This window comes from Methylobacterium sp. J-092 (assembly GCF_022829325.1).
In the GTDB taxonomy this organism is placed as follows: Bacteria; Pseudomonadota; Alphaproteobacteria; order Rhizobiales; family Beijerinckiaceae; genus Methylobacterium.
Map to the genome: position 1 here is coordinate 94,651 of NZ_JAKSXU010000067.1, position 11,866 is coordinate 106,516.

11 protein-coding genes and 2 pseudogenes are annotated in these 11,866 nt (G+C 63.0%); 3 read left to right on the plus strand and 10 right to left on the minus strand.

Annotated elements, in window-relative coordinates; genetic code table 11:
- The first annotated feature begins 34 nt into the window (after window positions 1–34).
- Complete coding sequence (locus MKK60_RS06575) at window positions 35–235, plus strand: hypothetical protein (protein ID WP_243984537.1); 201 nt, start codon at window positions 35–37, stop codon at window positions 233–235.
- A gap of 344 nt (window positions 236–579) precedes the next feature.
- Here the strand turns inward: MKK60_RS06575 and MKK60_RS06580 are convergent, their stop codons facing one another.
- The 3 genes from MKK60_RS06580 to MKK60_RS06595 form a co-directional block, all read right to left on the minus strand.
- Window positions 580–1,992 (minus strand): DUF3987 domain-containing protein, encoded by a 1,413-nt coding sequence (locus tag MKK60_RS06580; RefSeq protein ID WP_243984539.1) that lies wholly within the window; start codon window positions 1,990–1,992, stop codon window positions 580–582.
- 713 nt (window positions 1,993–2,705) lie between these two features.
- Window positions 2,706–3,995: a Y-family DNA polymerase gene (locus MKK60_RS06590; protein ID WP_243984542.1), complete on the minus strand. Its 1,290-nt coding sequence runs from the start codon at window positions 3,993–3,995 to the stop codon at window positions 2,706–2,708.
- On the minus strand, window positions 3,992–4,420 hold the full coding sequence (locus MKK60_RS06595) for a LexA family protein (RefSeq protein WP_243984544.1): 429 nt from the start codon (window positions 4,418–4,420) through the stop codon (window positions 3,992–3,994). Before MKK60_RS06595 ends, MKK60_RS06590 begins: the two co-directional genes overlap by 4 nt.
- A gap of 375 nt (window positions 4,421–4,795) precedes the next feature.
- Between MKK60_RS06595 and MKK60_RS06600 the strand changes: the two genes are divergently transcribed.
- The gene (locus tag MKK60_RS06600; RefSeq protein ID WP_243984546.1) at window positions 4,796–5,869 is read left to right on the plus strand and encodes an alpha/beta hydrolase family protein; all 1,074 of its coding nucleotides are present in this window, start codon (window positions 4,796–4,798) and stop codon (window positions 5,867–5,869) included.
- 115 nt (window positions 5,870–5,984) lie between these two features.
- Here MKK60_RS06600 and MKK60_RS06605 read toward each other — a convergent pair whose 3' ends face one another.
- The 4 genes and pseudogenes from MKK60_RS06605 to MKK60_RS28650 form a co-directional block, all read right to left on the minus strand.
- Window positions 5,985–6,401, minus strand: coding sequence for a dienelactone hydrolase family protein (locus MKK60_RS06605; RefSeq protein WP_313901114.1), 417 nt, complete (start codon window positions 6,399–6,401; stop codon window positions 5,985–5,987).
- A pseudogene (locus tag MKK60_RS06610) lies at window positions 6,297–6,741 on the minus strand (dihydrodipicolinate synthase family protein); the annotation flags it as partial. The pseudogene MKK60_RS06610 and the gene MKK60_RS06605, both read right to left, overlap by 105 nt.
- A gap of 570 nt (window positions 6,742–7,311) precedes the next feature.
- Window positions 7,312–7,539 (minus strand): GDCCVxC domain-containing (seleno)protein, encoded by a 228-nt coding sequence (locus MKK60_RS06615; protein ID WP_243984551.1) that lies wholly within the window; start codon window positions 7,537–7,539, stop codon window positions 7,312–7,314.
- Between the two features lie 5 nt (window positions 7,540–7,544).
- Complete coding sequence (locus MKK60_RS28650) at window positions 7,545–7,997, minus strand: mercuric transporter MerT family protein (RefSeq protein WP_409567372.1); 453 nt, start codon at window positions 7,995–7,997, stop codon at window positions 7,545–7,547.
- A gap of 29 nt (window positions 7,998–8,026) precedes the next feature.
- Here MKK60_RS28650 and MKK60_RS06620 point away from each other — a divergent pair, with 29 nt between their 5' ends.
- The gene (locus MKK60_RS06620) at window positions 8,027–8,440 is read left to right on the plus strand and encodes a MerR family transcriptional regulator (protein WP_243984553.1); all 414 of its coding nucleotides are present in this window, start codon (window positions 8,027–8,029) and stop codon (window positions 8,438–8,440) included.
- Window positions 8,441–8,555: 115 nt separating this feature from the next.
- Here the strand turns inward: MKK60_RS06620 and MKK60_RS06625 are convergent, their stop codons facing one another.
- The 3 genes and pseudogenes from MKK60_RS06625 to MKK60_RS06635 form a co-directional block, all read right to left on the minus strand.
- The gene (locus MKK60_RS06625; protein WP_243984555.1) at window positions 8,556–9,992 is read right to left on the minus strand and encodes an IS1182 family transposase; all 1,437 of its coding nucleotides are present in this window, start codon (window positions 9,990–9,992) and stop codon (window positions 8,556–8,558) included.
- 490 nt (window positions 9,993–10,482) lie between these two features.
- Window positions 10,483–11,292: a hypothetical protein gene (locus tag MKK60_RS06630; RefSeq protein ID WP_243984558.1), complete on the minus strand. Its 810-nt coding sequence runs from the start codon at window positions 11,290–11,292 to the stop codon at window positions 10,483–10,485.
- Window positions 11,293–11,296: 4 nt separating this feature from the next.
- Window positions 11,297–11,827 (minus strand): annotated as a pseudogene (locus tag MKK60_RS06635) (RNA polymerase sigma factor); the annotation flags it as partial.
- Window positions 11,828–11,866 lie beyond the last annotated feature (39 nt).

Sequence of the window (11,866 nt, forward strand, 5' to 3'; positions counted from 1 at the left end):
CACGTCCGGACATCGCCGCGGTGGGAGCATGACCATGCTGGATGCCTCCGCCTTCGATGAGCGCTGCGCTCGCCTTACCGCCATCCGGGCAGGCTGGTACGGGGATGCCCCGGCCGTGTCGCCGCACGGGCGCCGTATCTACAAGGATCGCACCGTCGAGCACCTGACCGCCCACAACGAGAACCGCCAGCCGCGGGCCTACCTACGCGCCATCCTCCGGGACTGGCGGACCTAGCATGCACGCTGGCCGAGTGGGACGTCGAGCACAGTGGCGCCCTGCGTCAGTGCCTCGTGGCTGCAGGTCTCGCTGTGCGGGAACAGGCAGACGACGGGCGCGAATGGGCGGATTATCTCGTCAGGGCAACCACGATGTCGGCCGCGCACTCTGCCCTGACCAAGCTCGACAAAATCGTGTCCAGCAGCGCCAGGGTACCCGTGGCGCATTGGAGGCGGCCTCGCCTACGTCTGAGCGTGTGCATCGCCAGGGAGCGGTGGCATCCTCCCCCGAGAAGCCCGCCATGTTCCCCGAAACCTTGCACCTTCTCGCCGCCCTGATCGAGTAGATGTCTGAGGTCAGACTTAGTCCTCAACTAGATCACGCAGAGTGATTTCTTTCGTTGTCATATCAACGGTTACACAACGACGATCTTCAAGCTCTTTTAGAGCACGCGCTAATTTATCCTTGCTCCTCATAGATGAGTGCGTGCGCTGAAGTACGTAGCGAACCTGGAAAGCTGAAGACCCAGTTTCCTCAAGATGCTTTTGATACTGATTTTTAAGCCAAATCAGCAACCTTTCTGCGTCAGAGATCGCTTCATCGACTGAATTTGGAGCTTGTGCGTTCTTCATTTCATTAAGGTAATATCTATATAGTTCAATAGAATTATTTAGCGTTTCGTTCCCAATATTGACAGCATTTGGGTCGGAATATATTTCCAATACGCCTGCAAGTCGACAAATATGTTCGGCGGTATTCTGGGTAAAGCTTCTTATTGCTGCGAAATACTCGCCTGGCTTCGAATGAGCCTCAACGTCTTCTACAAACTCAAGCAGCTGCATTCTTTCCTTACCTCCCAATTTCAGCACTCGCGGAGAGAGTTCGTTATATTTTTCCGCGGGCGGCGACTCGATTTGTGTGAGAAGAGAAATACAGCGGTCGCTGAAGTCTTCAATTCCAATAGGCTTGAGATCCGTCGCATCTACAAAGGTGTCGTATTCGACATTCCAGTTCGGACAAGAAACTAGAGATTTAGACAGGAAGCTTCTCGAGCTGATTTTATCAAATCTGAGCACGTCTGGGGCTAACTCGTTGTCAACATAGAGACTTAGAGCGACCCTTCGGCCGCGAATAATCTTTAGGGCTGATCCATGAGTCAGCGTGAACGTTTCGCCGGACCATATTTTATCAAAATAATTATCTAGATCAAACTTTATATTATTGGCTTTACGTCCGCTTCGACCTAAAAATTGTGTCAGATCTTCACTAGAATACAAGATTGAGCCGGATAAATCAGAGAGGTTTTTGACAACTTGCTCGAAACTTAAGCCTGACAACATATGTAAGCATCCGAGAGAAATTTTATCGGCGTCGCGAGCGCCTGAAGTTCGGTCATCACCGCTTTTTCGACGTAAATGATCGACCAACATTCTCTGCTGATCTTGTTCGTATCCTTTAATATCAGAAAATAAAATTCTATCGATGAACTTCTTCTTCGGCCAGGACTCAATAGCTGTTACCAGGCATAACGATAACGGGCATTCTTGCATAAACGGTGTTTGAACGCTCGCAATACCCTGCGTCACAAGTGACAAAATACTGAGCAAGCACTGAGCAACTACCTCGATTGGCGCCTGCACAATCTCAGCCGTTGACTTGGCAAGATTTGCCAGTGGACCGAGAGCTTCGATTGGGTAGCTAGAAACAAAAATAGTGTCTTCGTTATTTGTATCTTGCAGTTCACGACCGGTTGGTTTGGTTTCGGAAGCGCTCATTGTGTCCTAATCCTCAAATATTTCTTAGTTTTACGGCCACTCGCTCAGCAGACAGGCAATCGCGACGGTTCGCCGGCCGTTCAGATCGGACGCGACCACTTCGTCGCAAATTGCCATACTCCATGTCAGAAATCAACGGTTTCATTTGCTACGCTGCTACATTGCGACGGAAAGTGGCCGGCCGATCGGGCTGCTATCGTACGAGTTGCCACGTGGATTGAAGCGATTGGATCTAATTGGATGCTGAAACAGGAAGCAGGACGGCAAGCTCATTCCGTCGCAATGTAGCAAAGTTGCAGCCGTGATGAAAAAACTCAGGCGCTTGTGAAGAGCTTCCGATGCAGTCGCTGGTGGTGCGCACCGCCCAGCTGGACGCAGGTCGCATCGCGCTCGGCGAGACCCATATATTCGTTGGGCGGGGCTACGTGGTCACCGTTCTTCACAGCGCATCGGTCTCGTACGCTCCTAGCCGGGATAAGACCGAATCTGAGCCCCAGGCCGCTACGTCGAACAGATCCATAATGCTGACGCGGGGGCGGCCCGCAGCCGTCGGCCCCTGGACGTTTCGATGGCCATGTCTTGCTCCTCGGCAGCAAGTGGGCCGAGGGCGCCAGTCGTTGAAATGTGGAACCAGCGCTATCGGCCGAGTGGGACCAAAGCTAGGTACCCCTCCGGGCCAGGAAAGGCAGCACGGCTCGCCTCGGTCGGCACCGTCATGCCGCAGCCACTACGGGCAACTCATCGACCCGTGTGGTGTATCGTGGCGACCGCATCTCAAACTTTGTCGACCACGAACGCTTTGGGGCGAACCCGGCGGCCCCCGGCACGACGGCACCCCGTCCGAAGCGTCGGTTGCAGGCGTCGAGGGCTTCCATGAGGGCCACCCCCATCTCGCGGTCGAGTTGACCCAGGCCGGGCATGGCGCGTTGCGAGGTAGCCAGCGGCATCAGGTCGGTTGTGACCACCCCGGCCTTGGAATAGCGGTACCCGTCACGCCAGGTCTTCCGGACGCCGTGGGTGGCGGCCTTGACTAGCGCGAGGGTGTCGTTGGTCGCCTCGGGAAGCGTGACGACGGTGGAGATCGATCTCTGCGGCCGGTCGCGGTCATGCTCCGAGGTGTGGAAGAAGACCGTGACGTGGTTGGTCGCCAACCCCTCCCGCCGAAGCTTCTCGCCGAGTCTGGAGGCATGGGTGGCGACGGCCTGCTCCATCGTGCCGCGATCCTCGACGCGCTCGGAGAACGACCGGGTTACGGCGCATCCCTTCCGCGTCGGGGCAACGGTCTCCAAGTCGAGGCAGGCCGTCCCGCGGAGCTCGTGCACGAGGCGTTCGCCCACCACCGTCAGAGCTTTGCGGGCGATCCTCGGGTCAAGGTCGCGTACGTCGGCGACGCTCTCGCACCCGAGCGCCTCCAGCCGGCGGGCCGAGGCCGCCCCGACGCCCCAGATTTCCTCTGGCGCGACTCGCACCATCCAGTGGTCATACTGGACCGGGTCGGTCAGGTCGCAGACTCCTTCGAGCTCGGGCGCCTTCTTGGCGATGTGGTTGGCGAGCTTGGCCAGCGTCTTCGTCGTCCCGATGCCGACGCAGGTGGGGATGCCCGTCCAGGCCCGCACGGTCGCCCGCATGTCCCGGCACAGGGACGCCCGGTCCCGCTCCCGCACGTCCGAGATGTCGAGGAAGCTCTCGTCGATGGAATAGATCTCGATGCGCGGCGAGAAATCCCTATAGATCGCGTTCACACGGGCGGACATATCACCGTAGAGGGCATAGTTCGACGAGTAGACCTTCACGCCCTGCTGGCGGCACATGTCGCGGATCTTGAACCAGGGCTCACCCATCTTGATGCCGAGCGCCTTGGCCTCGGTGGTCCGGGCAATCGCGCAGCCGTCGTTGTTGGACAGCACGATCACGGGAAGGCGCGCAAGGCGGGCATCGAAGACCCGCTCGCACGAGCAGTAGAAGCTGTTGCCGTCGGACAGGGCGTAGGCCCGGGCGCTCATTCGCAGCGGCGCCGGGCGCACACGGAACCGGAGACGACGCCCCAGACCTCGACCAGGGCGTCGGGCGCCAGGCTGAACTCGGGGAAGCGCGGGTTGGCGAAGTGCAGGGTGACCCGGGGTCCCTGTCGTTTCCAGACCTTGAAGGAGCGCTCCCCGTCAATGTCGACCACCACGACGTCGCCGGTACGCGGGGTCAGGGACCGGTCGACCACCGCGAGGTCGCCGTCGTGCAGGTGGGCGAGCAGCATGCTGTCGCCGGCGACCCGGACCAGGAAGGTGGCAGGGCGATTGACGATGAGCAGGCGCTGGAGGTCAATCTCCTCCTCGATGAAGTCATCGGCCGGGCTCGGGAAGCCGGCCCGGACGGGTCTTGCGAGAAGCGGCACCGGCATGGGGTAGCCGATGACGATTTCGATGACCTGCATGTGATCCTCCGCGAATCCACGTTACGAACAAACCATGAACGGATTCGACGCGTTCCGTCCAGCGGTCACGCTTGATGGCGGACGCACATTTCGTTGCGGACCTCTTTCCCGGATGGGCGATTGCGAACGCTACGGGGGGACGACGAAGCGGTCTCGCCGCTTGCGACAGGTCCGCCCGGCCCGGAAGGTCGGTTTCCGCCGGCGGTTCGGGTCCCGGGCCGCCAGCGGGGAGGCATGACCACGGGCACGGTGACGGGCCTCGTCAAGGCTCGTCACCGTGCGACGGGACACATCTGATCGGGCCCAGCGGCGTCAAACCGAAGCCATAAGGTTTCGGTCTGTTCGATTTGCCAGCCGGGCTCCCGCGAGACATTCATGACCATCCATGACGATGCTCCGTCCCGGCCGGGCGTCTCCTCGGGGGCGGGCCCGGTCGGCCTCGACCGCCGCCGCTTCGGGGCCATGGTGCTGGCGGCGGGCGCCGGAAGCCTGTTCTCGCGCCGGTCGGCCCTGGCGCTGTCGGCCTCTGAGGAGGCCCGGTTCATCGACTTCGAATGGATCGACGCTTCCCGAAACCGCGCGGTGCCGGCCAGGCTCTACTGGCCGGCGTCGTCCACCAGGAAGGGCCCGATCCCCCTGATCGTCTTCTCCCACGGGCTCGGCGGCTCGCGGAAGGGCTACAGCTACCTCGGCGAGGGGTGGTCCGCGGCCGGGACGGCCAGCCTGCACATCCAGCACGTCGGCAGCGACGAGACGCTGTGGCAGGGCAACCCGCTCCTGCTGCTTGACCGGCTGGACAGCGCTGCCGACGAGCGCGAGGCCATCGAGCGGACGCACGACGTGCGCTTCGGGCTCGACCGCCTGCTCGACCGGGGCGGCCCCTTCCACGACACCATCGACCGCAAGCGCATCGTCGCGGCCGGACATTCCTTCGGGGCGAACACAACCCTGATCCTCACGGGCGCCCAGGTCGTCCGGGACGGGAAGCTCCTCGGGTACCGGGACCCGCGCTTCACCGCGAGTATCGTCATCTCGGCACCGCCCTTCTACGGGGAGACCGACCTCGCGGCGGTGCTCGCCTCGGTCGACGTCCCAACACTCCACGTGACGACGACCGAGGACACGATCCGCATCCCGGGTCGCTACTCGCCCGCCCAGGACCGCATCGACGTCTACGCGGCGATCCCCACCCCCCGGAAGGCTTTGGTCGTGTTCGAGGGCGGTTCGCACAGCGTCTTCACCGACCGAACCCTCCGGAACGGCGGCCCGCTGAACCCCCTGGTCAAGCGGGCAACTGCGGAGGTGGGCCTCGCCTTCCTCGACCTCGTCTACCGGTCCGATCCCGTGCCCCTTGAGGACTGGAGCGCGACCTGGAAGCCGATCCTGGCGGCGGCGCCGGCACCGTTCCAGGTCACCCCGAGGCGGATAAGCGGAAGGCGCCCCGCGTAAGCGCCGTATCCTCTACACGGCAGGCTGAGGCTCGCAGCCCTACCAAGGGGTCGAAGCCCATACCCGCTTTGAGGGATGCGGCAGGAGCCAGCCCTCGGCGAACGCTCATCTGCGATCACGCCTCTCCGTGCAGGGTCCGGCGGAAGAGCGCGAGCATGTCGTCCCAGCCACGCTCGGCGGCGGCGGGATCGTGGACGGGGAAGTCCGGCATCATCCAACCGTGTGCGGCCGGATAGGTGCGCGTTTCGTACCGCACGCCGGCCTGCGTCAGCGATGCCTCCAACCGCTCGGCCATCGCCGGCGGATAGCTGCCGTCGTCCGTGGCCGCGGCGACGTAGACCTCCGCCTTGATCCTCGGCGCGAGGAGGTGGGGGCTCGTTGGCGCGTCGGTCGCGAGATTGCCGCCGTGGTAGCTCGCCGCCGCCGCGAACCGGACTGAACCGGAAATGCGTGGTGCCCGGATTGTCGTAGATGCAGAGCGGTAGGCCACTCTCCCGCGCAACTGTGACGAAGTGCTCGAACACCTCATCATCGGTAAGCGGAGTGTAGGACACGGACGCGAGCAGCCCGGCGACGGCACCGGCAGCCTGCGCGTCCTGTGCCAGCCGCACAGCCTCATCCGTTCGCAGTGCCCCAACCCCAACGACGATCGGTACGGCTCCCGCCTCTTCAAGGGTGCCGTCCAGTGCGCGACGGCGTTCCGTACGCGAGAGGAAGAGATACGTCCCCGTACTGCCGAGGAGGCCAATCGAGTTGACCCCTGCCGCGCAGAGCGGGGCGACGAGCTTGCGCAGGGCAGGCACATCTACTCGACCCTCAGCGTCGCCTGGAGTGATGGGGAAGGCGGAAAGCCCGCTTAGGAACGTGGACATCCTCCTGCTTACCGCCTCCTGGCATCGCCTTGAAACTGGGGAAACGTATGAGAAGCAGCTTCCGACTGTAGGTCCGCACCGGGTGGGGAACGGACCCTGACCCTTCGCCCTGAAGCGGACATTCCGCATCCGACCCAACCCAGTCGTTCAGGCTCCCCAGCGCGGCGCCCGAAAGCGGACGTAAGAGGCAACACCGTTGTACGACTGAAGCTGGCCGCAAGTCGTCTGGCTGGTTTCAATAGCGCAATGCGCAAAACCAGACGCGCAAGCATCGACGCTAGATTGTCAGAGGCGAACGTTTACCCGACGTTTGAATAGCCGACACCGTTTACTGACAGAGATGCAGCCATTTTTCGGCAGCGAAACTGAGGTTTAATCAATCGCCGGAAAAACGGTCGGATACCCGACATGGCGTTTAGGTTGCTTTCGACCCTTGGCGGCCCCTCGGAAGGTCCGCTTCGCAGCATCCTAGTGGAGGATGATCTACGTCCGAATTGAGTGGAAAGCGGCCATTCATTTGGCTGAGTTAAACAGGGCGTTCTGAACTGCGAGGTTCGGCTGGGCCGATCGCTATGGTCCCGAGCAACAGGACGCTGGCTGACCGCTTTCACGAGCTTCTTGGATCGGCGGACAAGGCACGTCACCGAAGGAGCAGAACACGCAGCAGTCGCCCGCATTCGGGCGCAGGAGCGTACCGCAGCCGGTGCACTCATAGAAGAACTGGCAGGCGTCGGTCGGCATCGTTTCCGTCGCTTGATGGCTGCAATGCGGACATGTGAGAGTGGATTGAAGCTGCATCCGCCTTACCGAATGGCCTTGAGCACCACCGGCTCAAGGTAGGGTTCCCACACAAGCGCCAGGGCAACCAGCGCCGATCCGAGCCCGAGTAGGGCAACCGTGCGCCGGGATGATCCGGTGCTGGCACATGGACCAGCCATGGCGCAGGTCGTTGCCCGGCTGCGGAAGAACAGCGCCCACCCCACGAGGAGGGCCAGCGCAGCCCCCCCGAGCAGGAGCGGCCGGATGCTCGCCAACATCGCCAACCCGCTGAACACGGCTCCCGTCGCCCCAATACCGAGGAGCGCCACCGGCAGGGCGCAGCAGGACGATGCCGCCAGAGCACCCAGCCCAGCGACAGTACCAAGTCCGGCGAACCAGCTTCCTGAGGGAACCGGCAGGCTGTCTGGTGGGTGCAGGGTGGGACTCGCGGGAGCCACTATGGATGGTGTGTCGATCATGATCATGGCACTCTGCATCCCGTAGCCACTACTGGATCAAGCGCAAAATGGTCACAGGTCCGCGCGGCCTCTCCATCGGGCAACTCGCGGCGGCGGCCGGGGTCAATCTGGAGACGGTCCGCTACTACGAGCGCATTGGGCTCATGCCGCCGCCCGCCCGCACCGGAGGCGGTCACCGGGCCTACGATCCCGCTCACGTCCAGCGTCTGGCGTTCATTCGCCACGCCCGTGCGTTGGGCTTCGGGATCGAGGACATCCGAACCTTGCTGACGTTGGCTGCGCCCGGTCACCGATCCTGTGCTGAGGTGCAGGACATTGCCAGTGCGCACCTGTCCGAGGTCCGCACCAAGCTCGCTCATCTCGTCCGGCTTGAGCGCATCCTTAGCGAGACAGTTGGCCGATGCAGCGGAGGGCCGACGCCTGCTTGTCCGGTCCTCGACATGCTTGATGCTCCAATGTGAGTGACCGGTCCGCTTCAGGGTGAAGGGCCAGTGTCCGCTCCCCACCGAGGCTGTGTGAGAACGCGTTTGCGGACTGGACGGACCTGACAGCGCAAGGCCCAAAGGGACCGGGCTTTCAGCCTCGGATGGCTGCGATGAGCGGGCTGGCACCGAGGATCGCGATCACCCGCTTCATGTTGTAGGCAAGAACCTGCAGGCTCATCTCACCGGCCACGTTCCTCAGCCCCCGGGTCAGGAAGTGGGTCGCTCCCATCCAGGCTTTCAGGGTGCCGAAGACGTGCTCGACCGTCTGGCGGCGGTCACGCATCGCGTTCGGGTTCTCGTCGAGCCGGCGCTGGACGGCTTCCAGCACGTGCTCGTGTTCCCAACGCGTGATGCGACGCTGCTCGGCGGGCGTGCAGGAGGTCTTGATCGGGCAATTCGAACAGGCCGACGTCCAGTACCGCCGTAGGGTCATCCCGTTCTCGATGCTCTCGAAGCGATAGGTCAGCGTCTGGTCCCCCGGGCAGCGATAGGTGTCGTCGCTCGCCTGGTAGACAAAGTCCTGCTTGCCGAATCGGCCCTCGGCCTTCGCGCCGGACGTCATCGGCTTTGGCAGGGTGACCGCGATCCCCGCCCGGTCGCAGGCCAGGATCTCCTCACCGGAGAAGTAGCCCCGATCCGCCAGAACCTGGATGGCTTCCTCGCCCGCGGCGGCCTGAGCTTGCCCCGCGATATTGGCGAGCTGGGTTCGGTCGTGGCCGACGTTGGTCACTTCATGGGCGACGACGAGGTGATGCTTCGTGTCCACCGCGGCCTGAACGTTGTAGCCGACGAGCCCGGTGCCCTTACCGTTCGTCGCCATGGCCCGTGCATCGGGGTCGGTCAGCGAGATCTGTCGGTCCGGCGCGGCCTCGACGAGCGTCTCCATCGCCTGCAACGCGCGCAGCCGATCCCGGAGTGCAGAGAGCCGCTCCTTCAGGCGTGGGGTTCGAAGCTCTGTCACCTCGGCCTCCTGACGGTCGGCGGTATCGAGGGCCGCGAGGTAGCGCACGATGCTCGTCTCGACCTGCTCGATGCGCCTGCGGACCGCGGCCGGGGTGAAGTTCCGGTCGCGCGTGTTCACGGCCTTGAACCGGCTGCCGTCGACGGCCACGACGCCTCCGGCCAGGAGACCGACCTGCCGGCAGAGCATCACGAAGTGCCGACAGGTCGCGCGAAGCGCATCCCCGTTCTCGCGTCGGAAGTCGGCGATCGTCTTGAAGTCGGGTGCGAGGCGGCCGATCAGCCACATCAGTTCGACATTGCGGCCAGCCTCCCGTTCCAAGCGCCGGCTGGACGGGATCTGGTTCAAGTAGCCGTACAGGTAGAGCTTCAATAGCGTCGCAGAGTGATAGCCGGGTCGACCGGTGGCGGCGGGCGTCACGCCGGCAAAGCCGAGTGCTGCGAGATCCAATTCGTCGACAAACGCATCGACGACGCGGGCTGGATTATCTTGCGTGACGTAATCGTCCAGGCAATCAGGAAGCAGGGCAACCTGGTGACGATCTGCAGCTTGGACAAAGCGTGTCATCCCGGGCCTCCGCTAGAGGATAAGTCTAACACAAAAAGTATCAAATTAAATATATGTTGCCATAAATCGCTGATTTACTGTCGAAGATTTCAGATCCAGGGATCGAACGATCGACGTCGCAGATTTCTTTGAGCTTCCTTGCGATCTTGCAACGATCGGGATGGGGGGGCAAAAAGCCTGCCCGTCGCTCTCCCAAGCGGCCGGACATCCCCAGCTTGGCGTCCTCTTTTCACACAGCCTCCACCCAACCCGGACTTTGCCGTATGTAGCTACATGCGTCGGGAAAACAGTTGAATACCCGACATCGAGGCTGGCTGGACCGATACCCAAGTTGAGTGGTGAGCCGCCATTCCGCTTCGCGCCCACTGCTAATGCAAGGCGAAGAGCAGCGCCTCCTGTGTCCAGGGTTGTTCGATAAAGTCGATTGCTCCTGCCTTCATCGCGCGTACCCCGAAGCTGATGTCGCGACAGCTCGCACCGACCGCCACCGTCACCTCTCTGCTCGAAGTTTTAGAACCCGGCGCTCGTCTTCGGCGGACAGGGAATCACTACCACCGGCTTGGCTCAGAAATTGGTCCACGATCTCGTCACCGCCCGAGGCAGTCGCGAAGCCCCCGGAGCGCCCGCCCGGACGCGCCAGGACGAGCTCGGTCCGCCATGCGCCATCTCGACGGCACGACACGCGCGTCTCGCGGGAGCGCCTCGAGTCCTCCAACGTCAGGTCGTAGGTGCGGCATAAGCCACCGCCCTCCACCGTGTACGAAGCGACCATGGTGACGGTTCCGCGTGCACTGTTGGCTGGGTCCGAGAACGACGCTGATCTGCCGCTTGGCAAGGAGGTCAGTGCCTCCGAGACCGTAGGGCCGGCGGCGGGCATCGACGTCAACCCGGCGACGTTCGTGTCAGGCGCTGCACGCCGTCCAAGCGTCCACCCCGCCGCGCCGCCGACCAGCAGGGCCAGGCTGGCGGCAAGGGGCAGCGCTGCCCGCACTCGCCGGCGCCGGTTCGCCGGCGGCGCAGGTGCCACGACGGCCTCGCCGCCATCGACGACACTGAAACGGCGCCGTCCCGCTGCATCGGCACGCAGGATGGCTGCTTTTAGCCGGTCAGGCGGAGCGATCCCGGTATCGGCCGGCACCGGCGCAAGGAGAGCTCGCACCTCCGCGTAGGCGGCAAGGCGGCTCGCCAACTCCGGGCATTCGTTTAATCGTGCGCGCACCCGCTTTGCTGTCTCGGGATCCAGTTCGCCGTCCGCCAGCGCCATCAGGGTCTCGTCGGTGACCATGTCGTCGGTTGTCATGATCCTATCCTGTCCTCGACGGAGCGACCCCGTCCGGCATCAATCCCATGTCCTCGGCGAGCCGTCGTCGCGCACGCGCCAATCGGCTCATCACCGTGCCGATGGGGATGCCGAGCGCTTCCGCCGCCTCGCCGTAGCTGCGGTCCTCGACGCAGACGCAGATCAGCACCTCGCGCTGTTCGATCGACAGGGTTGCCATACGGTTCTGCACCGAGCCGAGCATCAGTGTCGCTTCTGTCGCCCGTACGCCGTCCTCGCCGACCGCGTCCTGCGCTGCCGAGATTTCGTCCTGATATCCTTCGGTCCGCCGCTTCCGGACCACGTCGATCCGAAGATTTCGAATGATCTGGAACATCCAGGCGTCGAGCCGAGTCCCCTCCTGCCACTGATCTCGGGCGCGTAACGCCCGCTCGCAGGCCGCCTGCACGAGGTCGTCGCCATCCTCCCACGAACCGGTCAACGAGGTCGCGAACCGGCGCAGGCGCGGAAGCAGGTCGATCAGGTCCTGAGCGAAGGTCGATGCCATCTGGGCTCGCGTTTCGGGATCAGGAACGGAGCCCCATAGGGACGTATT